Below are 25,169 nucleotides of genomic sequence, written 5' to 3' on the forward strand. Positions count from 1 at the left end.
TCTTCCGTAGCCAGGCAGACCGGCAGAATCAACGATTCCCGCGGAGGGCGAGTAAGTCCTGGTTCTGTGCGACTGCGGCGATGAGATCGTCAAGATCACACTCGACGGAAGCATTGATGACGGGTTTGAAGTCATGGACCCTCGCCGCGGTCTCAGCGAAGTCTGAGGGGGAGAAGCTCCACCCCTCGATGCTGCTCCAGCCTGCCTGAACGGTGGCTTGGCTTCCGTCCGGCGACGAGACGCGCAACCACGCCGTGCATTGGTCCGAGAAATCGAAGGGCAGAAAGACGGTGCCTCCGGTGGCCCGCACCCGCTGAAGGTGCTCGTCCCACTGGTCGAGGAGGCGCACGAGACCATCCGCGACGTCCTGACCTGCCTGTGCGGACTCGTCGATGGCTAGATAGTACGAATCGCAGACATGCCGATAAGTGCCCAGTCGCAGGATTAAGTCGCCATGGACATCACGATCAGTCGTGCGCTCCAAGCGCAGCGGGACGTTGTTCATCGTGAAGACTCCAAACGTTCACGCTCAGCGAGAAACTCATCGAGCAATTCAAAGAGCACCTCGATGACCCGAGATTCCTCTTCCGGCGTCAGATCCCACTTCTTCCAGCCGCCAGTAAGGGCGATATGACGCACCTGCCCCTGCCAGCCGTGGTTGCAGTCCTGGCCCCGTCGAGCCACCAGCCACTCTCGCCACCCTTGCAGGCCTGGGCCTCCATGGCGCCGCGCATGCTCGTCGTAGCCGTCCAGGAACCCTTCGACCCCGGCAAGCTTCGAACCGACTACGAACATGCCCAGCCGCTTGGCCACGTGAGCGAAGTACTCACGCTCCGTCATCCCCGCCAGATCCACCGTCACCCACTCATTCTGGATACGAGTGGCTCTCCATGTCCGCCCACGGGCCATATCGTCCCAGCCGGCCATGTCCGCTGCGCGTGCTATCCCGAGGCGGGACCGCACGAACGATCTTCGATGCCTCGCAAGGTGCCGGCCAAAATTGCCGGCATTGCAGGCCATGATCAGTAACACACGTGTACCTGAGTTGTTCAAGGAGTGCCAGCACTGCTACCGACGATGTCGGATGGTGGATCGGGTGAGCAGTGCCTCGAATCAACACTCCTGATATACTGATCTGAGTTTGTATATACAGATGAGGCGGGCATCATGACCAAGACACTGATCGATCTCGATGACGAGGCCCTGAGCGAGGCCGCGAGGCTGCTCGGCACCTCCTCCAAGAAGGACACGGTCAACGCCGCCCTACGAGAGATCGTTGATCGACGAAGGCGGGCGGCGGCCGTGGCTCGCATGCGTGCGATGGTCGCAGAGGGTGAGATCGACTTCTCAATCATCGATAAAGGCGACAACGCACACCAGGACGTGGCGTGACGGAGCTGTATCTCATCGATACCAGCGCATTGGTCCGCTTCTACCGCGGTCAGGTCGGCGCGGAATGGGATCAGACGGTTTGTGCCGGACTCGTCGGTATCTGCGAGCCGGTCAGACAGGAGTATCTCCGAGCCGTCGGCAGCCGACCAGCCTTCTACGAAGCCGGCAATCTCCTCCAGGAGACCTTCCCGTATTACATGATCCCTGATTCGGCATGGCACGAGACGGGAGGCTTGCAGCGCGAGCTCGCCGACAAAGGGTGGCACCAATGCGCTTCTCCGGTCGATCTCCTCATGGCGGTAACGGCTCGGCATCACAAGCTCACTGTGCTGCACGCCGACCGCGACTTCGAGACCATCGCCCGCCTGACCGGGCAGCCGGTGCGATGGATCAGCTGAAGGAGCCTCTCGGCCCCAACCCGCAAATCGGCGTGGTCTGTCTCCAGCCGAGACCGCGGCCGTGACCGAAGCCAGACGTCTGATAGCCGCGATAGGGGATCTCAGCTACTTCGGGCTGGGCATGGCCTGCGTGGCCGACATCACCGCGGCCGAGGTGGCACGGCGATTGGAGGCCGTACCGGCCGACGACGAGGACGTTGGAGCGATCATCGAGAATCTCGGGTCGCACCTCGACGACAACCTGACCGTCGTCGGCGTCACGGCGGTGCCTGGCGGATGCGTCGTCAGCCAACCATGGGGATACATCCCCTACACGCCAGGGGTCGCCAAGCGCCTGTCAGCAGGCACCGCCTACTACGGAATGTACGACAATCCCAAGGGCGGCCATCACGGGACCGCCTTCCGTGACGGCGTCATGGAGGAAGGGGACACCCACCCCGGTGCCGGCGGCGCGTACCCGGACGACTCCGCCGAGGAGATCCTCGCCACCTACCTCTACCACCACCACGCCGTGGCCTACTGCTGTGCCCGCATTGGCTTGCGCCTGGACGACGCCCGGGCGATCACTGGTCCACCCGACATGTGGCTGAGACTTCCTGAACGGGACTGGTGGAACTGATCAAGCGGCGTAACAAAGACCCGGCTCCATGATCTGGAACCGGGCCTTCACCTCGTGTTGGAGACGAGGGGACTCGAACCCCTGACTCCTTTGACGTTCGTGCAGAACTTGGCGGTTCAACACGGAACCTACGCTCGTGATCTATTCACACCGCAACTCAAACGTCACCCTGAAGTTTGTCGGACGGGACTGCCAGACTCCGCATATGCATGATCTCGTGCTTTCAGCTGACACCATCGCAGCTGATCCTCCTGGCGCGGTGAGACGCTCCGCTGACAGGTGTTCCGATCGAAGCCGCGGCAGGCGGTCCGCATGAGCGCGTTCGAGCAACTCAGCCTCCGGCCGAGTCCAGAGGCATGGGATCCTGCGTTGATCGCGCGTGGTGAACTTCGCGGTCAGCGATTCGAGTTGCCCGCCGGAGTGTCGAGCGTGACCTTCGACCGGGCACGACTGGTGGACGTGGACTTCTCCGGAACACGGTTCGCCGAATTCACCGTTCACGGCAGCGAGTTCGAGGAATGCGACTTCACCGGCGTCGTCTTCGAGCGCCTCTCGATGGCCACGACCTGCAGGCAAGGGACATGGGACGGCGTCGGCTGGCCGCAATCGGTCTTCCGCGACTGCATGTTCCGGCGCACCCGCTTCCCACCCACCACGTTCTTCGGCAACGTCCGCTTCGAGAGATGCACCTTCGACCAATCTCGACTGAGAGACCAGACAGACACCTTCGAAGCAGAGTTCGTCAACTGCGTCTTCCTCGGTCGCGTGCGGAACGTCAACTTCTGGGGCCGCCCGACCCAGCACCAGGCCGCGCTGGGCAGGGACCGCAATGACTTCACCGGAAACGACTTCACCGGCGCGGAGCTGGACTACGTCGCTTTCCATCACATCGACCTGCAGGCCCAGCGCTGGCCCGGCCTGCCCGGCTACGCGCTCCTCAACCGGATCAGCGCGCGCGTGGCCGCGGTGCTGCCCTTGCTGGAGCAGTGGCCGGACACACGGCACCGGAAGGAAGCCCGCTTCAGCCTGGAGTTCCTCGCAGACACGGCTCTGGCACAGAACGACGACCAGGCGCTGGTGAGCCCGTTGGACATGGGCCGCAAACTGCCGCCGGCGCTCCGCGAGGAGTTGTTCGAGGCGTTCAGACGCACGTCCAGCGATACAGCCCCTGATTGAGCCGTACCGCCTCGCGGGCCAGATCCCGCAAGGCCCTGATGCGTTCGACCTCGAACTCGTCGAGCAGTTCCTCCTCGGCGTACACACGCAGCCGCACGTCGTCCACGGCGGCGAGCGCGGCAACGGTCTCGGGCGCTGCCCGGTCCACGCCCGCTGACTCGCCGTCGTCCACGATGGTCTCGCTGTCCCCGAACTCGCTGAGGTCGCGTCCGCTGAGCTCAGCGGCCAGCGCGTCGAGCTCGTCGAGCCACCCCTTGCAGTCGATGTACGGCAGGTTCATGCCCTCCGGCCCGCCAGCCAGGGCCAGCCGGGCGGACTGATCGGAGTCCGCCGTGAAGTAGTCGACGAGAACGCCCATGACCGGCCACCCTACCGATCAAGCCCACAGGGAACGCAGAAGACGGGGTCACTTGTCCCACCAGCGGATCAACGCCCTGGAAGGCGGGGAGATACGCGGCTCTAACTCGAAGAACGCGGACCCCTGCCGCTGTCCGAGCTGGACGAACAGTCAGGCGAGGTCCACGAACGTCCGCGCTCGTACGCCTACCGGTCCTCATCGTGCTCCTCCGTCATAGTCAAGGACAACGCCACCGGCGTACACCTCAACCTGACGCCGAAAGTCTCCCGACGCATCGACAGCGAGGTAGTACACCGACGTGCCCGACTCGCCCGCAGACACAGGACACGTCCCAGGCTAAGACGTGAACCGCCCCGGCTCGTGTCAGTACATCTTCGTGGTGGTGCGCTGGATGACGGCGGGGGCCAGACGGACGCCGTTGGCCGTGACCCGGTGGCCGCGGGTGTCGGTGACCCGTACGGCGAAGGGGCCCTGGCCTGCGCCGGACTGGGCGATCCAGTAGTTGTAGTCGGCCCGGGCCAGCTTGCGCCACGCGCCGCCGACGGCCTTCACCTCGACCGAGGCGAGCGGATTGCCGTGGTCGATGACCAGCAGGGCCAACCACCACCGCGACGAGCCCTCCTTGACGCGGAAGGAGAGCGGTCTGCCGACTCGTGGGTTGCCGACCGGGCGGTAGCTGACCGCCGCTGTGCCCTTGCCGGGGTCCGCGACGCGGGCGAAGGCCGTGCGGCTCAGGTCGATGTACCCCGCCGGGCACTCCGGGCACTGGTCGACGACCTTGACCTGGACGGTGCCCTTCGGCCCGGTGACGTTCAGGTAGCCGCCGCAGGCGGCCGCGGCGGCGTACTCGCGCGGAGAGAGCGCGACGTAGAGGTTGTCTGCGGGAGGCGACGGATATGAGCAGTTACCGCCCCCGGACTGGAGTTCGTACAAGGTCGCTTTCCCTTTGGTCGCCTTGCCTGCGACCGGCTTCGCGGGCGCGCGGGTGGCTGCGGCGCTCTCGCCGCTCCGGCCGGATTTCGCCAGGGCAGGGTCCGGGAGGAGCGAGGTCGCGGTGAGCGCGGCGGCGAGGACGAAGGGTAAGCGTCGCATCCAGGGTTTCCTCTCGTGCGGGATGGATGCGACAGTAGCGAAATCGGTACATCTCAGTACGGTAAAGCGTCAGATATCCAGACACACGATCTATGTCCGGGTCAGTGCACCCGAACCGACGGCACGCCGATGGAGCCCGGCTCGGCCCCATCAGCCGAGACCCAGCCGGTGGGAGATCGCCGCCGCCTCCGATCGGTTTGCGGCGCCGAGCTTGGCGAGGATGTTGGACACGTGCACGCTCGCGGTCTTGTCGCTGATGAACAGCGCCTGGGCGATCTGCCGATTGGTACGGCCGGTGGCCACCAATTTCAGCACGTCACGTTCGCGCGGAGTGAGCCCGAACCGGTCACCGGGCTCCGCGGACCGCCCGCTCGGCTCCGGCGCCTCCTCCGAGCTTGTCAGGTCGATGCGAGCCCGGCGTGCCAGGGCGCTGATCTCCTCGGCCAGCAGCCGGGCCCCGAGATCCCGTGCCACGGTCCAGCCCTCGATGAGATCGGCGGCCACAGCCTCGCGGGAGGCGCCAGTGGACAGCAATGCCTCGCCGTACCGCCACCGCGCGTACCCGATCTCGAACGGACACTTGAGCCCCTGCCAGGCGGCCAGCGCCGCAGCCCAGCGCTGCGGGTCGCTCGCTCCCTCGATCCTGGTCCACTCGGCTTCGGCACTCATCAGCCTGGCCTCCACCAGGGGAATGGACACGTGAGCCGCGGCCGTACGGGCACGTTCCAACAGAGCACGGCCGCTCCGGCGGGCCTGGCCGATTTCGTGGGCGTCCCGCTGGGCGACCGCCCGTTCGGCGATCGCCGCTTCGACCGTCAGACCGATGTGGCTCATCTCGATGGTCAGCGAACCCTCGTCGCTGTCGCCGAGCAGACGCAGCCCCTCGGCCACGGCCTCCCTGGCCTCCTCCAGCCTGCCGTCCCACATGGCGACGGCGGCCATGCGGCCGAACTGCGGGGCGGCGTACTGGGGATCCAGGGAGAACGGCGTGCTCTTCAGCACCGCGGCCAGATCCTCCCAGGCCGCGGCCAGGTCGCCTCGATGCAGGAGATACAGGGCCCGGGCCTGAAGCGGTGCGGCGTCGAGGAAACCGGTCGGCGAGTCGAACTCGGCGAACTCCTCCTCCAGCAGCGACAGCGCCTCCTCCCCGCGGCCCAGGAAGATCAGCGACTCGGCGGCGTCCGCCAGCGCCGACCGCCCGTACATGCGAACCAGCCCGAAGCGGGCGGCCAGCCGGTACGCCTCAAGACTGAGCTTCGCGGCCGCCTCCCACAGACCGTAGGCCCACAAGGCGTATCCGTGGTTCACACGGGCCCGGCACATGTCGTCGGTGTTGCCGACCTCCTCGGCGATCCGGAACGCGTCCTCGAAATACGCACCGGCCACGTCCAGCCGCCCCAGGAACGACAGCGCCGCCGCCAGGCTGTTGAGCGCGTTCCCCTCGACCGCCCGCGCGTTGACCTGACGGGCCATGGCGATCGCGTCCTCACAGCATCCCTGTGCTTCCGCGTGGCGGTTCATCAGCAAGAGCATGTGCCCGCGCGCGGCCAGCGTACGAGCGCGTTCCCGGGAGGGCGGCTCGGCGGGCACCGCGGCCACCGCTCGCTCGATCGTCTCCAGCGCACGCGCGCTGTCACCGGCCGCCCAGTGATAGCGCGCCAGCCGCTCCAGGAGCACCCCGGTGCGCAGCGGCTCGCGCCCGGCCTTCGTCCCGTCCATCCCGACCTCGGCCAGCGCGACCTCCGCCAGCGCGATCGCACGATCGTGCTCGCCGAGCAGGAAGGCCGCCTGCGCGGCCCGCCGCAGCACCGTCACCCGGTCCAGCGGGCTCTGGGCCGCCGCCTGCGGCACCTGCGCCCACAGCTCCAGCGCCCGCTCGTAGTGCTGCAGCGCCTCGGCCAGCGCGTACGTGGCCTCCGCCGCCTGACCCGCGCCTACGCAGGCCAGCAGCGCGGCGCCGAGATCGTGGGCGGCGTACCAGTGATACGCCAACTGCCCCAGCTCCGCGGCGGTCGCGGAACCGGCGCGCTTGTCGATCCGGTCCGACAGAGCCCGCGCGTAGGCGGCATGTAACGGTCCACGTTCGACCGGCAGCAGGTCGTCGTAGACGGCCTCCTGTACGAGCGCGTGCCGGAACGCGTAGGAATCGCTGCCCTCCTCGGCCGACAGCACACGATGGGCGACCGCCTCACGTAGCACCCCGACCAGCTGCGCCACCGGCTGAGCCGACACCGCGGCGAGCACATTGTGGTCCACCCGCCGGCCGACCACCGCGGCCACCCGCAGCACCTGCTGAACCGGCTCGGACAGCGCCTCCACCCGGGCCAGCACCACATCGCGCAGCGCGGCGGGCATCGCCGTCCCCTCGCGGCTGGCGGCCAGCAGTTCCTCTACGAAGAAGGGGTTGCCTCCGGACCGGGCGCGGATCTCGGTCACCAGCTTCACCGAAGGACGCTCGCCGGTGATCCCGGCGAGCAGGTCCGCTACCTCCCGGCGGCCGAAAGCTCCGACTTCCAGCCGCTCGGCGCGGCTGTTTCGCCCCAGTTCGGCAAGGAAGGGGCGCAACGGGTGGCGGCGGTGGAGATCGTCGCTCCGGTACGTCAGCACCATGCAGACTCCGGCGCGTACGTTCCGGATCAGGAACCCGAGCAGATCGCGAGTCGACTGGTCGGCCCAGTGCAGATCCTCGACGACCAGCAGCACCGGCCGCCGTTCTGCCAGCCGGTGCAGCACACCCAGCAGCAGCTCGAACAGCCGCGCCGGGGCCACCGGATCCGCGCCGGCCACCGGCTCGCCCAGCTCGGGCACCAGCCGCGCCAGCTCGGCCCTCGACCCACCGAGAACCCGCCCCAGTTCCTCCGCGTCCAGCATCCCGCCCAGCGACCGCGCCGCCTCGACGACCGGGGCATAGGCGAGCACCCCGTCGCCGACGTCCAGGCAGCCGCCCACGAGCGTGACCGCACCGGCCTCCCGGGCCTGGCCGATCAATTCGGCCAGCAGCCGGGTCTTGCCCACCCCCGCCTCGCCGGCCACCATCACCGTCGAGGGCTCACCCGCGACCGCCCGCTCCAGGGCCGCCTCCAATCGGGTGATCTCCGCGACCCGTCCCACGAAGACAGGACTCGACAACCGCTCCGCCATGGGCTCGATCATCGCTTAAGTTCCTTTGTGAACCAATACGTGACGGCCCACCTGGCCCAGTCGCTTACGCGTCGCCCTGGCTCGTGTAGATGCGCTTCCACTTGCCGCAGAGGTGCCTGCCGCGGTAGGCGTCGGTGAAGCAGACCCTCAAGTCCGCCGTGTTGGCCCCGAACTCGGAGAAGCGGAAGTCCCTGTACCCGCTACCGCAGTGCTTGGCGGAGTAGTACTGGGGCTCCCGGTCGTCGGGCTGGAAGTTGTCATACCTGACCTGCACGTAGCCGCACAGGCGCTGCGGCGAGCGCTTGTCGTAGAGCTTGCCGCCGACGACGATCCGGCCGTTGCCGTCCACGTACGACCTGGCGCGGGCGTAGGCGTGACCGCCCTCGTAGGACTTCGAGTAATAGAAGCCCCAGGGGCCGGCGTCGAAGGACCGGGACTGGGAAGTGGTGTCCAGATGCCTGGCTTCGGAGGCGTTCGCGGCGGTGGCCGCGGCCGGCACCCCGATGGCTATGGCGGCGGTGGCGGCGGCCAGACCTAGCAGCTGGTGGATCGAGCGTCGCATGATGTTTCCCCTGTGTTGAAGGCCCCCGGTAACTCTGTCCCCCCGGGGCGATGTCCTCACAATCCAGCTAAGAGGTGTGAGCACACATGAGGAGAAATCCTTAGAACGGTCCACGGCGACGCACTATCTTCCGGCCGGCACCGCCGCCACGCTTACGGCCGCAGCCACGCCGCCAGGTAGGCGAACGCGGCGTCCTGCATCATCACGTCGAACCGGTGACCACCGTCGAAGAACTCGCCGACATAGGCGTGCGGCGACCCGGCCTGCTGATAGCGCTGGGCCAGGCGCTCCTCGGCGGCACGATCGTCCTGGTCACAGCCGGCGAGTGGCAGGCATATCCCGCAAGAGGGGTGCCGCAGGCAGCGTGCTTTCTCTCTAGAAGAAGGCGGGATGCTGGGGTTTCCCGGTCGGACGGATGCTACTTCTCATAGTGATAGCGACAAGCGGCGATCATGATCGTGTCGTCGTTGACGCGGTAGACGAGCCGGTGTTCTGAGGTGATACGCCGGGACCAGTAGCCGGACCATTCGTACTTCAGCGGCTCTGGTTTGCCGATGCCTTCGTTCTCGTTTCGGGCTATGTCGGCGATCAGCTGGTTGATCCTTTTGAGGATGCGTCGATCTTCTCGCTGCCAGTAGCAGTAGTCCTCCCAGGCGAGTTCGTCGAAGAGGATCTTCACGAGGTGGTGTCCTCATCGGCCAGTTCGCGGACGGTGCCGCCTCCGGCCTCCAGACGGGCGACCGCCTCTGACAGCCGTCTGCGGTTGACGGGAGAGGCCATCAGGTAGAGCGTCTCGCGCATCGATTCGTACTCGCGCTGCGACACCATGATGACGCCTTCCCCACCGGGGCGAGTGATGAGGACTTCTTCTTGGTCATCGATGACGGCGTCGAGGGTGGCGGCGTAGTTGGCCCGCGATTCGGACATGGTCATCACCTTCATGCCATCAGTGTACATCATGATGTACATCAAGGTGCGGCGGTGGATCCGCACACGGGTACGCGAAGTACGGCCGATAGACGCGGGCGCGGATTGGCTCACGTGATGCCCTGACTGCTTGAACCACCCCGGGAGACTGCGGCGAGGAAACCGCCGACGAACGCATCGCCGAGCCCGATGGTCGTGGGTGCGGCAACGTCAAGATCGAAGCCAGGCAGGCAACGAACAACCCTGCCCATCCGGCCTTCCAGAGCCGCGGCGAACTCCACCGCCTCCGTTCGCCTCGGCCGGTTCCGCATGAGTTCGTAGTGGTGGTCGGTGTACTCATCTCCGTGGCAGTAGCGGGTGCTGGCGATCACGATGCCCTCGTTCAGTGGCTCTGCGTACTCGCCGGCTCTCTCGCCGAATGCTGCCGACCAATACTTGGTATGCACAGCCAGGGTCGTCACGGGGATGAGAGCTTGCAGCGATTCGAGGGCGCGCGCCACCTCCGTCACGGAGAGCAGGTTGACGGCGTAGCCCAGGTGCGACTGCATCTCGTCTTCGTTCAGTCCGTAGATGTCGATGACTTCCACAAGCGCGTCGCGTACCCGTCGGCTGAGGCCCGGCTCGTGGAATCCGGCATCCTCGTAGTAGACGACCGCCTCGGCGTGAAGTTGTCGCATGTGGCTTCTCAGCGTGGACAGACGCCGGTCAAGTGTTCTCGGGTCCCGTACCGCGTTGAATCCCGAGATCAGAAAGACCCGTGCGTCTCGAAGCAACGAGCCCAGTTCACCACTCAGCATCATGGACTCGTTCGCCGGGTCGTTGACGTAGATCAATCTGTTCGGAAACGGCGCACGGATGTCGATGTCACCTGCTCGAACCCGCATGTCCTGGTCGTACTGCACGATCAGGTGTGGATAGAGGGTGTCATGGTCGCCGCTACAGATGTAGTCGCAGCTTGCCGGCAGCAGTCGTCGGACGATGTCGTTGAGACTGACCAGGTGCAGGGTGGATGGTACGCCGAGCCGGCTCATCTCCATCGCCGCTCGAACGGAGGTTCCACCCAGAGTTGTTCGCTTGGGGAACCGCCCTGCGAATGCGCTCAGGCATTCGGAGGAGGCGACGAAGTGCTCTCCCCCTCCGCCCTTTTTAAGGTAGGTGAGAATTGAAATGACGAGTTCGCGCTCGTTGGTTACGGTGACCGATGAAGTCAGCTCGGCATTGTGGATCTGGTACTCGCCGACAAGTTGCTCCAAGAGCGGCGAGGACAGCTTGAGTTCATAGTCGACACATCCCCCCAAGCCCAGGACTACATGACTGGTCATGTCAGTACAGAGACGCCTTGCCGGCCGCTTCGAAGAGGTCAATCTTCTGCCCGGCCACCGCCTTCATCGCATCGATGCACGGCGGCTGGATGGAGAGCGGTTCACGCAGGCTCTCATCGGCCAAGACTTCGCGCATCTTCATGTGGTAGGCCAGCTTGATGTCACTGGAGATATTAATCTTGTTAATACCGAGCTTGACCGATTGCGCAATCTCTTCGTCAGGATTGCCCGAGCCGCCGTGCAGCACGAGTGGGATCTTGACCCGATCCTTGATTTCCTTCAGCAGGTCGAGCTTGAGCTCCGGCTTCAGGGTCTTCGGGTAAATGCCGTGATAGGTGCCGATGGCCACGGCGAGACTGTCCACCCCCGTTGCCTGCACGAAGGTCACGGCGTCCGCCGGGTCAGTGTAGATGATCGCGTCGCTGCCGTCTTCGGCCTCGCCGTCGGTCTTGCCGATCGTCCCCAGCTCCGCCTCGACCGACACGCCGACCGCGTGCGCGGTGTCAGCGACCTTCTTGGAGATCGCGATGTTGTCCTCGAAGGACTGCATCGAGGCATCGATCATCACCGAGGTGAAGCCGATCCGGATCGCGGTCAGCATCTCCCGATAGGTCGCGCCGTGGTCCCAGTGAATCGCGATCGGCACGGACGAGCGATGGGCTCGTTGGGTCATCGCGGCGATCACGTCCACTCCGATGTGCCGTACCTCGTCGGGATGGATCCCGATGAAAAGCGGCGCGTTCTTCTCCTCGCTGATGTCCACGATGCCGTTGAACATGGCGTAGTCGCTGATGTTGAAGGCGGGCACGGCGAAGTTTCTTTCATTCGCGACAGCCAAGAGCACCTTGCCGGTCGTCAGCATTGCTGTATTTCTCCTTCTGGGGTAGTGGATTATCGCTCGGGACGAGGACGATGTGTCAGGCCTTGACTGCGCCGGAGGTGAGGCCGCCGATGAATCGCCGCTGGAAGAGGAGGAACAACACGAGCACCGGGATGGACCCCAGGATGCTCATGGCCATCATCTGATTCCACTCGTAGGAGTGCTGGCCCATCAGGAGCTGGATGCCGATGGGAACGGTTCGCATGTCGTCGGTACGAGTGAGGGTCAGAGCGAACAGGTACTCGTTCCACGAGATCATGAAGGTGTAGACGCCGACGGCGACCAGCCCAGGAACCGAAATGGGCACCAGGATCCGCCAGAGAGCCGTCCAGCTGGACGCCCCGTCCACCTTGACGGACTCGTCCAATTCCCGTGGCAGGGTGTTGAAGTACGCGGTCATCATGATGATCGCATAGGGCAAGGTGAACACCATGTGCGTGAGGATCAGCCCCGGATAAGTATTATAAAGGCCGAGCGCCACCACGAGACCAAAGTAGGGAATGACGAGTGTGATCGGTGGCACGGCCTGAACAGTGACGATCACGGCGTTGATGGATCGCTTCAGCGGGAAGTTGTAGCGGCTGAATCCATAGGCCGCCAGGATTGCCACGAACAATGTCAAAACTGTCACCGAAAGCGCGACGATGTAACTGTTGATGAAAAACCTCAACTGCGTCTCGTCGCCCAGGATCTTTTCGTAGGCGTCGAACGAGAAGTTCTCGGTGATCAGCCGTGGCGGAACCTGGAAAACTTCCCCATTGGTCTTGAACGACGTCGACAGCATCCACACGACTGGAAGCCCGGCGAAGGCCGCGCCGATGCACAAGCCTGCGAGCACGGCGATCTTCGCGCCGACGCGCCGCCTTTTGCGGGTGAGCACGAGTGATCACCTCTCCTTTTGCAGGCGAACGTAGAAGAAGGCCAGAATCATCGTGAGCAGCAGGACGATGACGGCGGCGGCGGACGCGGTGGCGAACTCGTAACTGCTGAAGGCTTGCTTGTAGGTGTAGGTGCTGAGCATCTCGGTGACATTCAGCGGGCCACCACCGGTAGTCATCCAGATGAGGGCGAACTGCTGCGAGGTCCAGATGAGGTCGAGCACGGCCATGCTGAGGAGTACCGGTTTCAGCTGTGGAATCGTCACATTGCGAAACTGGCGGAAAGTGCTTGCGCCGTCCACGGAGGCCGCCTCGTACAGAACGGGCGAGATCCCCTGCAACCCGGCGAGAATGCTGATCATGAAGAAGGGGAAGCCGGCCCAGATGTTGATGAATGTCAATGCCCAGAGCGCCATGTTCGGGTCGGAGAGCCAGCTCACTTCCTCCCGCATCACGCCGATCGTGGTCAGGATGTAGTTGACCACCCCGGACGGGTCCAGCATGAGCCGCCAGATGACCGCGATCACGGCGACCGTGAACAGCCAGGGCAGGATGTAGACAACGCGGAAGATGGCTTTCGTCACTCCGCTCAACAACGGCGTGTTGAGCATCGTCGCGAAGGCCAGCCCGAGGCCGAGGTGAGCGACAGTGCTCACGGTGATGAAGATGAACGTGTTCTTCAGCGCTGCCAGGAAATCAGGATCGGTGAGCACCGTGGTGTAGTTGGCGAGGCCGGCGAAGACCGGATTCTGCTCGACGATCACGTTGTCCTTGAACGAATAGCTGACCACCATCGCGATGGGGATGGTCATCAGTACAAAGATCAATATCAGCGTCGGCGAGAGATAGCCGTACGGGACAACACGCTGCACGGGGAAGGGCCGCGTCCTTCTCCCTCCGTCCGCGGAGGATTCCGATGCCGATTTTGCGGCTCCCGGGGAGGCCGCAGGATCGAGTTTCGCGGTTTCCATCGATGTCTCCTTGGTTCGGGGCCGCGCCGCACGGTCGGCGCGGCCCACGAAGTACGGAAGGTCAGAGCACCGGCGTCCAGGCCTGCTGCGCCTTGTTGAGGGCGTCGTCGACACCCTGCTTGCCGGTGAGCACGAGCTGCAACTGCTCATCGAAGCTGCGCATCAGGTCTTCGGACTTCGGCAACCCCACGAACTCGTTGGCGGGATACCCCGCCTTGTAGATGTCGAAGGCCGTCTTGAACAGCGGGTCACTCTTACTGAAGTCCGGCTCGGCCGTCTTGTTGCCAGGGAAGCCGTTCGCCAACGTGCTCAGCTGCGCATTCGCCTGCTTGTTCATCAAGAACTGGACCAGCTTGAACGCCTCGGTCTTGTGTTCCGAGGACTCGGCGACGCCGATGCCCCAGGACGCGTACGGAATGCCGCGCTTGCCGGTGTAGCTGTCCTCGGCCGGGACCGGCACCACCGTGAAGTCCAACTCGGGATTGTTCTTCTTGATCAGCGTGATGTGAGCCAAGGAATCGATCACCATGCCGACCTGACCGGTAGAGAACTTCTCGACCTTGTCCTGCTCTTTCATGGTGAGTGCTCCGGGCGAGATGACGCCCGCGTCGTTCAGGCTCTTGACGTACTCCACGGTGCTCTTGACGCCTTGGCCGGTCAGATCGGGCTTCCCGTCCTTGGTGAGCATGCTGCCGCCCGATGCCCACAGCCATGACATCACGTCATTCTGGACGCCGTTGGGAACGGCGGTGTCGAGTGGCAGGGCCCAGCCCTTGACGTTGCCGCCAAGTGCGCTGATCTTCTTGGCCGCCTCCAAGAACTCCGTGCGCGTGCTCGGAGGCGACTTGACCCCCGCCTTCGAGAGCAGATCGTTGTTGACGAACAGGGGGTAGACGAAGTTCACGACGGGGATCATGTAGGTCTTCCCCTTGACCTGTATCTGGCTCGCGAGCTGGCTTGAGTCGTACTTCGCAGCTGCCATGAGCTCGGACAGGTCAGCGATGGCACCCTGCTTGGCGAAGTCGCTCACCCATGCACCGTCGAGGCCCACAACATCAGGCAGCGTCCTCGACGCCGCTCCGGACACCAACTGCTGCTTGGTGGACGCGTACGGACCACTCAACAGCTTGACCTTGATGGTCGGGTTCTGCGCCGTGAATTCCGACATGAGCTTGTCGAACGATCCCGCCGGCAGCTCCGGCGCCCACCACTGCGCAAACTCCAGCGTGATGGTCCCGTCCCCGCTTGATCCCGCGCTTGATCCCGAGTTAGAACCACACCCCACGACCGTGGCGCCGACCACCGCTACCGCCATCACCCCGAGTAGTCGCCTCGTCCGGCCCTGCAACCGGGTGCTGCCTCCGGTCATCGCGACCTCCTTGCTGTGCCAGGTGTTACCGCTCTTTGCCGATTTCCGCCACATTAACAACGCATGACGAGATCTCACAAGACCCAGCACCGCAGAATCCAGCTATAAACCGCATAGTTCGGCAGACAACAGAAGAGGTCTGCAAGCACAGGAGCCATCCAGCTTCGGTCCTCGTGAAGTACGCAGCATCTTGCCCGGAAGGAGCAGCATTATGCGGTAGTCTGCTGTTCTAGGCCGGTGTTACTCCTCTGTTGCGTTGGCCTGTAGCGCAACTACCGCAGAGATGGGAGGGTCAGTGACTCTTGACGAAGAGGATCGGCAGCGTCGTCTACCTGCAGGGCGTAAAGCCCAACTGGCGGCATACGTCGCAGAGGCCGGGCAGGTCACGGTCAGCGCACTCGCCGAGCGCTTCGGCGTCTCCATCGACACGATCCGGCGGGACTTGGACCAGCTCAGCGCCGACGGCGTCTTGGTCCGCACCTATGGCGGAGCGGTCAGTCAGTCGACCCTTTCCCGGGTCGACCGGGCCGTGGACGTGCGGCTCAAGATGGAAGAACGCGAGAAGGAGAAGATTGCGGTACTTGCCGCGTCGCTGGTGGAAGATGGGTCAGTCGTCATGATCAACGGCGGTACGACCACTCTTGCCGTGGCCCGGAACCTACGCAACCATCGGGACCTGACAGTGGTGACGAACAGTCTGCTCGTGCCCCCGGCGCTGCCGCCCTCAGCCGTCCGCGACGTGTACCTCTTCGGCGGCGCAGTCCGCACTCTCACGCTGACCACCATCGGCCCCGTCAGCTTCCGGGCGTCCGACGGAAGCGAGCTGGACATCAGCTGCGATCTGGCGTTGATAGGGGTCGGCGCCGTTTCGTCGGCCGCCGGGTACACGACGAGCAACCTCGCGGAGGCGGCGATGATGCGAGAGATGATCTCTCGGGCGGGGCGCGTGGCGATCCTGGCCGACTCGTCGAAGTTCGGTCGCCGGCTCTTCGCCCAGGTGTCCGAGCTCGGGGGCGCCGACTACCTCGTCACAGACTCCACCCCGCCGTCTGATCTTTTGGACGCGCTGACGGAGAACGAGGTAGAACTGATCACGCCGGAAACCGTCGAAGACGCCTCTGAAGCCAATCAAGATCCCCAGTAGTTCGGGTGACGAGCAGGTGGCCGCGGGATCACATAGTTCCTTCTGGGGCGAAGTGAGCGGCCATAAGCTCGGTAGCCTGCGGATTGGCGCAGCCTGAGGTCTCGCGCAACAGCTCAACCATCGTGGCGGTGGCGGCGGCGCGAACTGTCCGAAGCGCCCCGGGCAACACCGTGCCATGATCCGGATCCTTCGCCACAGGCCAAGGAGGTAACCACACGAGCATCAGCCTGCCATGGACAGGCCCAGCAGCAGGGGCGGCGACGCTGCTGTCGGTGTTGCTGTCACAGACACGAAAACGCCCCGGAGCGATCCTCGCTTCGGGGCATCTTGGCTGGTCAGTTGCTGTGGTCAGGGGCGGGGTCGAACCGCCGACCTTCCGCTTTTCAGGCGGACGCTCGTACCAACTGAGCTACCTGACCTAGAGCGGTCCTGACGGGACTTGAACCCGCGACCTCCACCTTGACAGGGTGGCGAGCACTCCAAACTGCTCTACAGGACCTTGCGTTTCGTGCTGTTTGCGCTCGCTTAGCTTACCAGCTCTGCGGTGGTCTTCGACCAGCCGTTTCGCGGTGCGCTAGGCGCTCGCAGTGCCCCCAACGGGATTCGAACCCGTGCCGCCGCCTTGAAAGGGCGGTGTCCTAGGCCGCTAGACGATGGGGGCTCAGGATTCCCTGCCGCCTTCCGTCGGAGACCTCTGAAGCATAGGGGACGATTGCCCCTGATGCCAAAGTGGCGGACCGGCGTTCGGCGATGGCGTGCCGCTGACCGATCCCGTTGGCGACGGGGCGTTCGTCGGCTCTGGGGAAATCATACGATGTGGGTCGGGCTCCACGTGACGCTGGATGTACACCGACTGCTCCCCCAGCCCGCCCAGCGTGATGTCGTCCCACGCCTGCAGACGTTTGGTCTCCTTGTCGAAGTACAGGACCGAGGCCTGGACCGGGGTGGGCTGGGCGTGTTCGAGGGCGCGCAGGCCGGCGCCCCCTGTGGAGCCCTGGATGAGCATGCGGGTGCCGGACGGCAGCATGGTCGTCTTACGTTCATGGGTGTGGCCGGCGAGGATCATGGGCGCGGCGCCGCTGAAGCCCTTGCCGACGTCCGGGTCGTGTACGGCCACCACGTCGGCCTTGCCGACCTTGGCGAGGTGAGCGCGGGCGAATCGCAGCAGAGTCGCCGGGTTCGAGTCGACGGCCACCGACAGGTCAGGGGTGAAGCGGGGATCGCCCAGGCCGTAGATGGACAGGCCGGCCACCGTTTGGGTCTTGTTGTCCAGGACCACGGCGTTCTTCTGCTTCTCAACCGCTTTCTGGGTCGTCATGGAGTCGTGGTTGCCGCGTATGTACACGTACGGGACCCCGAGGCGGCCAATCTCGTCGACGAACTTGTTCTCAGCCTTGGTGCCATGGTCGGAAATATCGCCCGAGTCGATGATCAGGTCCACGGCGAACTGGTCCTTGAGCGAGCGGATGACGTTCCAGGCGATCGGGTTGATGTGGATATCGGCGACATGGAGGACCCGGATGGATCTAGGGTCGGCGTCGTACAGAGGCAGGGTGGAGACCGTGTCGTAGAGCTTTGAGACGTTCGTCACAAGTTTGGTGAGCTGGGACCGGTACGACTCGAAACGCGTCACGATCGCCTCCGCGCTGCCCACCAGAGACGGCGCGGCGGCGATCAGGCCCGAATAGCGGGGCTCCACGAGCGAGTTCGGGCGGAAGGTGAGCGCGGCGAGCGCGGCGGTCCCGGTGAGCGCCACTGAGGCCGCCAGGAGGCCCAGCAGGGCCACGCGCGGGCGCCTGAAGACCATCAGGACCGCGAGCAGCGCTCCGGCGCCGGCACACAGGAGCGAGCGGATGGCGAGGGCCCGCACGCCGTCCAGCAGATCGCTCTCGATGAGCTGGGGCAGCCGGTCGGCCAGGCGCGGATCCTCGATGAAGGCCCTCGCGCGCTGCTGGTCGATGTTCTCGAGCGTGATACGCAGCCGCAGCGGCGCGTCGTGGGTGCGGAACGTGAGCGTGCCGAGCGGGCTGGCGTCCACGACCGTCTCGCCGTTCCAGGCCGGCCGGAGGGACATGCCGGTCTCGACGGGACCCACCTGAGCACGCACGGTGCCGCTGAAGAAGATCCCCAGCCACGCGCCTACGGCGGCCACGAGCAGCACCGCCGCCACCCTCGACGGCCTCGATCGAAGGATTGCTGTTGACCTGTGGAGAAACTTCATACAGTTTCTTGCTTACCTGACCGTCGGGGCACAATGGCAGGTGTGATCGAGGTATCGCGGGAGAAGTTCGAGGAACTCGTGGCCGAAGCGTTGGACACGATTCCCGCCGACCTCGCAGCAGCCATGAGCAATGTCGTCGTCGTTGTGGTCGATGATCCGCCGGAGCCCCACCTGCTCGGCCTGTACACCGGTGTCCCCCTCACCGAACGCGGCGACTGGTACTCAGGTGTCCTGCCCGACCGCATCGAGATCTACCGCAATCCCATCTGCCAAATTTGCGATTCCGAGGACGACGTGATCGACGAGGTGCGCATCACGGTCGTGCACGAGGTCGGGCACCACTTCGGGATCGATGACGCAAGGCTCCACGAGCTGGGTTGGTAACCCTTTGCCTTGGGTTCGCTTCTTTGGGTTGCGGCTGACATAGTGATCAGGCACCTTAGGTGACATAGCGAACACCCTGAGTCAGGCACATCGGAGTCCAATGGGGGCCATGCGGGCGCGACGGGCGCCGGGACGGCATCGACGTGCGGACCTACACCAAGCCACTTATCGGGAAGTCATCGCCATCCGGGAGTTCCGGGCACTCTGGTACGGCCAGGGCCTGTCGCTCCTCGGCGACCAGCTCGCGCAGGTCGCCCTCGCCGTGCTGGTCTACAACCGCACGCACTCGGCCCTGGCCACGGCGAGCGTCTACGCGCTGACGTACCTTCCCTCGATCGTCGGCGGCCCGCTGCTGGCGGGGCTTGCGGACCGGTTCCCGCGCCGGGCCGTCATGCTGACCTGCGATCTGATGCGCGCAGGGCTGGTGGCCGTGATGGCGGTGCCCGGCATACCGTTCTGGGCGTTGTGCACGCTGGTGTTCCTCGTGGTGCTGCTCAGCGCGCCGTTCTCGGCCGCGCGGGCGGCGTTGCTGCCGGAAATCCTGGCAGGCGACAGATACGTCATCGGCTCGGCCCTCCAGAACATGACGAACCAGGCCGTTCAGATGCTCGGTTTCGCGGCGGGCGGAGCGATGATCGCCACGATGGGCCCGTACCGGGCACTCGCCCTCGACGCGGCGACGTTCCTCGGCTCCGCGCTGATCCTGATCTCCGGCGTCCGCCGCCGGCGCGCCACCCACGACGACGGCTCGAAGCCGTCCATGTGGACCATGACCAGGGCGGGAGCCAGGCTCGTCTTCGGGTCGAGGAAGCTGCGGACGCTCGTCCTGTTCGCCTGGTTGTGCGGCTTCTATGTGCTCCCCGAAGGCATCGCCGTGCCGTACGCGGCCAAGCTCTACACGGGCACCTTGCCGGTCCCCGTGATCACCGGGCTGCTCATGGCGGCCATGCCGACCGGGACGGTGGTGGGGGCGTTCCTTTTCAGCAGGTTCGTGTCACCGCCGGGGCGGCTGCGGCTCATGGGCTGGATGGCCATGCTGAGCTGCGCGCCCCTGGTCGTGACCGCGATGCGGCCGTCGCTGGCCGTGGTACTGGCGGCGTGGTTTCTGTCGGGGATCGGCGGGGCGTACCAACTCGCGGCCAATGCCGCCTTCGTCCAGTCCGTTCCGCCCGAACGTCGCGCCCAGGCGTTCGGGATCGTACAGTCGGGGCTGATGGCCGTCCAGGGGATCGGGATCTTGGTGGGTGGGTTCGCGGCGGAGAGACTCGGTCCTGAGCCGGTGGTCGCGCTGGCCGGGATCACCGGGGTCACCTGCGCGGCCGCGCTCGCCATGGTCTGGACCGAGTCTCGAGGGGACAAGCCCGCCCGGGTGCCTGCCCGGGCCGTGGCCTCATCATGACTGGGGCTTGTGCTCGCCGCTCCAGTCGGTGCTCGTGCCGCGGTTCTGCGACTTGCTGATCAGGTCCTGCACGATCGAGGTGTCGCTGTGCTCGTCCGGCATGAGGAGCCAGCCGATCGCGTAGACACCCACGCCCAGGCCGCCGAACAGCGTCGCGATCGCCAGCGCGATGCGGATCATGTTCGCGTCGATGCCGACGTACTCGCCGATGCCGGAGCAGACGCCCGCGACGATCCGGCCCTTCTCGGTGCGGCGGAGTTTCTTGACGTTGTGCTCGTGGTATTCGCTCATGTCTCAAGACTGCCCGCGTACCCGCTGTTAGCACATCGGGATTCCCCCTGGTAGAACCCTGGTAACCCCTTACGTGTAAGGAGAGGATCCGAGATGGACGACCTGCTTCGCCTCGACGAGCGGCTCAACGCCGACCAGCGGCTGATCCGCGACACGGTCAGATCCTTCGTCTCCGACCGCATCCTGCCGCACGTCGGGGACTGGTTCGAGGAGGCCACCTTCCCGGCGCGCGACCTCGCGCCCGAGCTCGGCTCGCTCGGCCTGCTCGGCATGCACCTGCAGGGGTACGGCTGCGCCGGAACGGACGCGGTGTCCTACGGCGTGGCCTGCCGGGAGTTGGAGGCGGGCGATTCCGGGCTGCGTTCGTTCGTGTCCGTCCAGGGTTCGCTGGCCATGTTCCCGATCTGGCGGTACGGCTCGGATGAGCAGAAGGATCAGTGGCTGCCCCGGATGTCCGCCGGCGAGGCGATCGGCTGCTTCGGCCTGACGGAGCCGGACCATGGGTCCGATCCAGCCGGCATGCGGACGTACGCCAAGAAGGACGGATCCGACTGGATCCTGAATGGCAGCAAGATGTGGATCACCAACGGCTCGATCGCCGACGTCGCCGTGGTGTGGGCGCAGACCGACGAGGGCATCCGCGGCTTCGTCGTGCCGACCTCCACCCCCGGCTTCTCCGCCCCCGAGATCCACAAGAAGTTGTCCCTGCGCGCCTCCATCACCTCATCCCTCTACTTCGACGATGTGCGTCTGCCCGAGTCCGCTGTGCTTCCGGGGGTCGTCGGCTTGAAGGGGCCGCTGTCGTGCCTGTCGGAGGCCCGCTTCGGCATCGTCTGGGGCGTTGTGGGCGCCGCGCGCGCGTGCCTGGAGTCGGCCGTCGAGTACGCGAAGACCCGCGTCCAGTTCGACAAGCCGATCGGGGCGTTCCAGCTGACGCAGGAGAAACTGGCCTGGATGTACGTGGGGCTGGCCCAGGCCGGTCTTACCGCGCTGCATCTCGGGGAGCTGAAGGACGCGGGGCGGCTGGAGCCGCGGCAGATCAGTTTCGGAAAGCTGGCCAACGTACGGGCGGCGCTGGACATTGCCCGGCAGGCGCGGTCCGTCTTGGGAGGGAACGGGATCACGCTGGAGTATCCGGTGATCAGGCACATGAACAACCTCGAGAGCGTCCTGACGTACGAAGGGACCCAGGAAATTCACACGCTGGTGCTCGGGGAGGCGCTCACCGGGATCGCCGCGTACCGTTGAGACGGTGTTCCCCGATCCCGGATCTTCACCACGCGTGTGCGTCCGGGGCGTCTCGTTCGGCTCGGGCCCGCGTACCGGGTGGACCTGGACGTGGACGTCGGGTTCTGGTTCGGTCAGGAAACTGATGGCTGCGTCGATCCGTTACTGTGAGGGGCGGGAACCGCGTCGCGTACTGGGCGGTAATCTCTGTACCCTTGCTGTACATGGGGGGCGTTAGCTCAATTGGCAGAGCTGCGGACTTTTAATCCGTAGGTTCCGGGTTCGAGCCCCGGGCGCCCTACCACTCTCCACCTCGAATCCCGCTTCTGAGCTGGGGTTTCGCCTTGCGGTGGGCTGGGTGTCGGGTGCAGTCACAGGCCGCCGGAAGCAGCCGTGTGCCCCCTTCGCGGAATATACGCTGAATCGATCTTGACGCGTTCCCCCAGGTCGGGGTAGGCATTCGGATGAGCTCTTCGACGATTCCGCGACAACGACAAAGGACCCCGAGATGTCCCGGCGTCCTTCTGGCCAGAGGTCCTGTCACGCGGCATCAAGCGGCGGCGCGGCGCGCCGCCGCACGGCCCGCCGACCGCCCTGCCGTCCGGGCGTGCGGCGTGGGCGCCGGTCCCGGACGGCAGCGGGACTCAGGGCCGCCCGCCGCACCGCGCCCCCGCCGCACCCACGCACCTCCGGCCGTGGGCCGTCTGGGTATGCAACCGAGGTCATCGACCGGGACCAAATCACGCCGATGTTGACCGCGCGCGGCTTCGGCCTCGATGCATTCAGCGAGTCTCATTTCTTCAAGGCCGACATCCGCGAGGTCGTGTTGACGCAATTCGAGGGATCTGTCATGGTCATCGACCTTTGGCGCCCCGGCCAGGGACTCCACCGCCTCGAGCGCGCATAGGCCCGGTCGGCACTGCCGGTTCACCGCGTCTAAGGCATTCCACCGGCCAAGCCCCCTCCCTACAAGGCGACCGCTCTTGGCGCCTCCGGCGGGGCACTCCGGCTCCGGGATGACCGGCCAGTTCGCCACGAGGACCGTAGTTGCTGAGGTGGAAGCCTGATCTTCCCGCTGTCGTCGTCCCAGGCAGAGCCCAGCAGACCCCTCCCTACGGATCAAGCCCGTCTGTGACCGTTGGCATCGGATGACCGAGGAACGGCGACCGGTGAACGCACACGTGTCCGCTCGCCCTCACGGGCCGCCCGCGCCCCGCAGTCGTGCGGCCTCGCCGGCCGCCTTGGTGTCAGCTCTCGTTCATCCGTGGAGTTCGCGGTGCCAGAGGTCCTCACAGATGCGTTCGATGCCGGTGGTCAGGTGGCGGCGGTAGGTGGTGAAGGGCAGGCCGAGGCGTTCGGCGGCGGCTTGCTGGTTGGGGACGCCGCGCAGGTAGGTGGTTTCCAGGGCGCGCTGGAGCTTGCCGGCGCGCGGGTCGCGGCCCAGGTTGTGGATGCTTTCTTCCAGGAGCCGGCGCAGGGCTTGGACGGGGTCGTCGTGGTCGGCGACCAGCCTGCTGCGGATGAGAGGGTTGGCGGCCAGCTCGGAGTCCCGTGACAGGTGGCGCAGGGCCTTGCGGACGGCATCGGTGAATTCCGCCTGTGTCAGCACCGCGAGCTTGGGCTCTCGTACGGGAGTGACGTTGGCCGGCGTGTCGGCCGACAGCAGCCGCTCCAGCCACACCTGGGCGGGCAGCGCCCGCCAATCATGGGCGAACAGGGCATATTCGGCATCGCCCAACCAGGGGCGCTCGAGCTCGTACGGGCTGTCGCGCCGGTAGTAGTCGGCTCTGGGGTCATCGACGGGCACGCCCATGACCGACCAGGCCATGTGTTCCGAACGCAGGGAGTGACCGACGCCGCGCCACTCCATCACCGACGACAGGCCCCGGTCCCGCCCGTGTACCCAGATCCGGCCGACGCCCAGGTGCTCACCCGGCCGCAGCGGGGCGACGGCGCGGACATGGGCCCAGGAGGCGGCGACGACCGGGTCCACCGCCTCCTCCTCGTCGCTGGGCCGGTCCAGGCGAAGCCAGGCGCAGACGCCGGCCAGTTCACCGGTCGCGGTATGCCGGTAGAGGTGGAACGCCTGCGGTTGCCGGGCGGCCCAGAAGGCGATGGCGGCCGCCGACTCCGCGCCGTCGACGTCGGCGACCAGACCCACCACGGCCTCAGTGTCCCCGGGCCGGAAGGCCTCCTCGTACACGTCGTCCTCCTGCCGCCAGAAGTCCCGGCCCGGCAGGGACCTGCGATGACGGCGCAGGTAGAACATGGAGCCGACGACCCGGAGCACGTCGGCGTCGCCAACCGTGCGAACCTGGGCCATGAGGTGGCTGTTGATGCGCTGGTGCAGGTCGGCGTGACCCCGGGGATCACGCCAGCGTAGGTCCGTTTCGAGGATCTCGCGCACGACGTCGTGCGGATACAACCCGAGCGGGCCGGACTCGATGAAGGGCAGCCGCCGCAACCAGGCGAACAACAAAGCGGCATCATCGTCCGGAAGCACCGCACGCAGCAGATCCTCCGTGGTCATATACGTGTGCGCGCACACCTCCAGCGCATGCCGATGCGCCGCGCTCGGCACCTCCCCGATCAACTGATCGAGCAACGTGGCCACCACATCCTGAGTCGGCGTCCACCGGGAACTGGCCTTCTCATCCTTGCTCGCCACCGCCGCCCCCAAAGACAGCGCCAGCGGATGCCCGCCCGCAAAAGCCAGCAGCGACTCCCGCTGACCATCGCCCACCCCACGGGCCGCCAGCAACGCCGCAGCATCCTCAAGCGCCAGGTCACGCAGCGGCATGACCCGCAACGTATCCGCCCAGTCCGGGTCGGCCCGCCAGGTCAGGTCCGGCGGGAACCGCCCGGCCACGACGACCAGCGCACCGGCCGGCAAACGGGGCAAGAAACGCTCCCGCAGCCAGCCCTCCAAGCTCTGCAGATGTTCGAAGGTATCGATGAGCAACACCACCCGCTCATCGGCGAACGCCGGACCGGCCTCGGTCTCCAACGCCACCGGGGAAGGCCCCAAAGTGCGCCCGTCCAGCATCGTGACCGACCATCCGGCCACCAACGCCTCCTGCGCGAACCGGCGCAACAACGCCGACTTACCCACCCCACCCGGACCATGCACGAACAACACCCGCCCACCGGTACGCAAGGCGGCCTCGAAGACGGCCAGTTCCTCCTGCCGCCCGACGAAAGACCGCTCCCTCGCCGCCATCAGACGCCGCTCCAGCGATCCGGAACTCTGACTCTTCTCCCAAGGCATATGGGTTGCACAACCTTCGTCCGAGTAAACAATCCTAATTGATCAGGCATGTGACATCCTCGCCATTGCCGAGCAGCGATGCTCGCGATCATCACTTGTCCGCGCACCTTGATGCGGCGGACTTCCCAGATCCTCCGCAGCGCCCGGACG

Annotated in this window: 25 protein-coding genes and 4 tRNA genes; 10 read left to right on the forward strand and 19 right to left on the reverse strand. The window is 65.6% G+C overall.

Annotated features, from left to right (window positions below; all coding sequences use genetic code 11):
- Positions 1–28: 28 nt before the first annotated feature.
- Positions 29–505 (reverse strand): hypothetical protein, encoded by a 477-nt coding sequence (locus Q9G87_RS47255; RefSeq protein ID WP_305923213.1) that lies wholly within the window; start codon positions 503–505, stop codon positions 29–31.
- Positions 502–861, reverse strand: coding sequence for a hypothetical protein (locus Q9G87_RS47260; RefSeq protein WP_305923214.1), 360 nt, complete (start codon positions 859–861; stop codon positions 502–504). Before Q9G87_RS47260 ends, Q9G87_RS47255 begins: the two co-directional genes overlap by 4 nt.
- A 306-nt stretch (positions 862–1,167) precedes the next feature.
- Between Q9G87_RS47260 and Q9G87_RS47265 the strand changes: the two genes are divergently transcribed.
- The 4 genes from Q9G87_RS47265 (at position 1,168) to Q9G87_RS47280 (ending at position 3,585) form a co-directional block, all read left to right on the forward strand.
- Positions 1,168–1,392, forward strand: coding sequence for a type II toxin-antitoxin system VapB family antitoxin (locus Q9G87_RS47265; RefSeq protein ID WP_305923215.1), 225 nt, complete (start codon positions 1,168–1,170; stop codon positions 1,390–1,392).
- Positions 1,389–1,790, forward strand: coding sequence for a PIN domain nuclease (locus tag Q9G87_RS47270; RefSeq protein WP_305923216.1), 402 nt, complete (start codon positions 1,389–1,391; stop codon positions 1,788–1,790). The genes Q9G87_RS47265 and Q9G87_RS47270 overlap by 4 nt, the downstream gene beginning before the upstream one ends.
- A 61-nt stretch (positions 1,791–1,851) precedes the next feature.
- Positions 1,852–2,409: a DUF6461 domain-containing protein gene (locus Q9G87_RS47275; RefSeq protein ID WP_305923217.1), complete on the forward strand. Its 558-nt coding sequence runs from the start codon at positions 1,852–1,854 to the stop codon at positions 2,407–2,409.
- A 429-nt stretch (positions 2,410–2,838) separates the two neighbouring features.
- Complete coding sequence (locus Q9G87_RS47280; protein ID WP_305923218.1) at positions 2,839–3,585, forward strand: pentapeptide repeat-containing protein; 747 nt, start codon at positions 2,839–2,841, stop codon at positions 3,583–3,585.
- On the opposite strand, the gene Q9G87_RS47285 is transcribed toward Q9G87_RS47280, so the two are convergent.
- The 11 genes from Q9G87_RS47285 to Q9G87_RS47335 all read right to left on the reverse strand — a co-directional run bounded on the left by Q9G87_RS47285 (position 3,551) and on the right by Q9G87_RS47335 (position 15,085).
- Positions 3,551–3,943: a hypothetical protein gene (locus Q9G87_RS47285; protein ID WP_305923219.1), complete on the reverse strand. Its 393-nt coding sequence runs from the start codon at positions 3,941–3,943 to the stop codon at positions 3,551–3,553. The two genes, Q9G87_RS47280 and Q9G87_RS47285, sit on opposite strands and share 35 nt — an antisense overlap.
- Before the next feature lie 363 nt (positions 3,944–4,306).
- Complete coding sequence (locus Q9G87_RS47290) at positions 4,307–5,035, reverse strand: expansin EXLX1 family cellulose-binding protein (RefSeq protein ID WP_305923220.1); 729 nt, start codon at positions 5,033–5,035, stop codon at positions 4,307–4,309.
- A gap of 150 nt (positions 5,036–5,185) precedes the next feature.
- Entirely contained in the window at positions 5,186–8,188 is a 3,003-nt protein-coding gene (locus Q9G87_RS47295) for a helix-turn-helix transcriptional regulator (protein WP_305923221.1), read from the reverse strand.
- Between the two features lie 52 nt (positions 8,189–8,240).
- On the reverse strand, positions 8,241–8,738 hold the full coding sequence (locus Q9G87_RS47300; RefSeq protein WP_305923222.1) for a hypothetical protein: 498 nt from the start codon (positions 8,736–8,738) through the stop codon (positions 8,241–8,243).
- Between the two features lie 418 nt (positions 8,739–9,156).
- On the reverse strand, positions 9,157–9,417 hold the full coding sequence (locus tag Q9G87_RS47305) for a Txe/YoeB family addiction module toxin (RefSeq protein ID WP_305923223.1): 261 nt from the start codon (positions 9,415–9,417) through the stop codon (positions 9,157–9,159).
- Positions 9,414–9,680, reverse strand: coding sequence for a type II toxin-antitoxin system Phd/YefM family antitoxin (locus Q9G87_RS47310; protein ID WP_305923224.1), 267 nt, complete (start codon positions 9,678–9,680; stop codon positions 9,414–9,416). The genes Q9G87_RS47305 and Q9G87_RS47310 overlap by 4 nt, the downstream gene beginning before the upstream one ends.
- 95 nt (positions 9,681–9,775) lie before the next feature.
- Positions 9,776–10,987, reverse strand: coding sequence for an ADP-dependent glucokinase/phosphofructokinase (locus Q9G87_RS47315; protein ID WP_305923225.1), 1,212 nt, complete (start codon positions 10,985–10,987; stop codon positions 9,776–9,778).
- Position 10,988: 1 nt separating this feature from the next.
- On the reverse strand, positions 10,989–11,849 hold the full coding sequence (locus tag Q9G87_RS47320) for a ketose-bisphosphate aldolase (RefSeq protein WP_305923226.1): 861 nt from the start codon (positions 11,847–11,849) through the stop codon (positions 10,989–10,991).
- A 55-nt stretch (positions 11,850–11,904) separates the two neighbouring features.
- A complete protein-coding gene (locus tag Q9G87_RS47325; RefSeq protein WP_305923227.1) occupies positions 11,905–12,747 on the reverse strand; it encodes a carbohydrate ABC transporter permease in 843 nt (280 codons plus the stop codon).
- Between the two features lie 6 nt (positions 12,748–12,753).
- Positions 12,754–13,716, reverse strand: a complete 963-nt coding sequence (locus Q9G87_RS47330; RefSeq protein ID WP_305923228.1) for a carbohydrate ABC transporter permease — start codon at positions 13,714–13,716, stop codon at positions 12,754–12,756.
- A 61-nt stretch (positions 13,717–13,777) separates the two neighbouring features.
- The gene (locus tag Q9G87_RS47335) at positions 13,778–15,085 is read right to left on the reverse strand and encodes an ABC transporter substrate-binding protein (protein ID WP_305923229.1); all 1,308 of its coding nucleotides are present in this window, start codon (positions 15,083–15,085) and stop codon (positions 13,778–13,780) included.
- Between the two features lie 295 nt (positions 15,086–15,380).
- Here Q9G87_RS47335 and Q9G87_RS47340 point away from each other — a divergent pair, with 295 nt between their 5' ends.
- The gene (locus tag Q9G87_RS47340) at positions 15,381–16,229 is read left to right on the forward strand and encodes a DeoR/GlpR family DNA-binding transcription regulator (protein WP_305923230.1); all 849 of its coding nucleotides are present in this window, start codon (positions 15,381–15,383) and stop codon (positions 16,227–16,229) included.
- Between the two features lie 345 nt (positions 16,230–16,574).
- Here the strand turns inward: Q9G87_RS47340 and Q9G87_RS47345 are convergent.
- The 4 genes from Q9G87_RS47345 to Q9G87_RS47360 all read right to left on the reverse strand — a co-directional run bounded on the left by Q9G87_RS47345 (position 16,575) and on the right by Q9G87_RS47360 (position 18,390).
- Positions 16,575–16,648: transfer RNA gene (locus tag Q9G87_RS47345), tRNA-Phe, on the reverse strand.
- 5 nt (positions 16,649–16,653) lie between these two features.
- Positions 16,654–16,728: transfer RNA gene (locus Q9G87_RS47350), tRNA-Asp, on the reverse strand.
- An 89-nt stretch (positions 16,729–16,817) separates the two neighbouring features.
- Positions 16,818–16,890: transfer RNA gene (locus Q9G87_RS47355), tRNA-Glu, on the reverse strand.
- Positions 16,891–18,390: a metallophosphoesterase family protein gene (locus tag Q9G87_RS47360; RefSeq protein WP_305923231.1), complete on the reverse strand. Its 1,500-nt coding sequence runs from the start codon at positions 18,388–18,390 to the stop codon at positions 16,891–16,893.
- 93 nt (positions 18,391–18,483) lie between these two features.
- Here Q9G87_RS47360 and Q9G87_RS47365 point away from each other — a divergent pair, with 93 nt between their 5' ends.
- Positions 18,484–18,834, forward strand: coding sequence for a metallopeptidase family protein (locus tag Q9G87_RS47365; protein ID WP_371825932.1), 351 nt, complete (start codon positions 18,484–18,486; stop codon positions 18,832–18,834).
- A gap of 109 nt (positions 18,835–18,943) precedes the next feature.
- Entirely contained in the window at positions 18,944–20,233 is a 1,290-nt protein-coding gene (locus Q9G87_RS47370) for an MFS transporter (protein WP_371825933.1), read from the forward strand.
- Here the strand turns inward: Q9G87_RS47370 and Q9G87_RS47375 are convergent.
- A complete protein-coding gene (locus Q9G87_RS47375; RefSeq protein WP_305923233.1) occupies positions 20,228–20,524 on the reverse strand; it encodes a PspC domain-containing protein in 297 nt (98 codons plus the stop codon). The genes Q9G87_RS47370 and Q9G87_RS47375 overlap by 6 nt on opposite strands.
- Positions 20,525–20,617: 93 nt before the next feature.
- Here Q9G87_RS47375 and Q9G87_RS47380 point away from each other — a divergent pair, with 93 nt between their 5' ends.
- The 3 genes from Q9G87_RS47380 (at position 20,618) to Q9G87_RS47390 (ending at position 22,658) form a co-directional block, all read left to right on the forward strand.
- Complete coding sequence (locus Q9G87_RS47380) at positions 20,618–21,772, forward strand: acyl-CoA dehydrogenase family protein (RefSeq protein WP_305923234.1); 1,155 nt, start codon at positions 20,618–20,620, stop codon at positions 21,770–21,772.
- Between the two features lie 207 nt (positions 21,773–21,979).
- Positions 21,980–22,055, forward strand: a tRNA-Lys gene (locus Q9G87_RS47385).
- 444 nt (positions 22,056–22,499) lie between these two features.
- A complete protein-coding gene (locus Q9G87_RS47390; RefSeq protein ID WP_305923235.1) occupies positions 22,500–22,658 on the forward strand; it encodes a hypothetical protein in 159 nt (52 codons plus the stop codon).
- 351 nt (positions 22,659–23,009) lie between these two features.
- Here the strand turns inward: Q9G87_RS47390 and Q9G87_RS47395 are convergent, their stop codons facing one another.
- Positions 23,010–24,971, reverse strand: coding sequence for an ATP-binding protein (locus Q9G87_RS47395; RefSeq protein WP_305923236.1), 1,962 nt, complete (start codon positions 24,969–24,971; stop codon positions 23,010–23,012).
- Positions 24,972–25,169: the final 198 nt, after the last annotated feature.

Origin of the sequence: Nonomuraea turcica, assembly GCF_030718205.1 — a bacterium.
In the GTDB taxonomy this organism is placed as follows: domain Bacteria; phylum Actinomycetota; class Actinomycetes; order Streptosporangiales; family Streptosporangiaceae; genus Nonomuraea.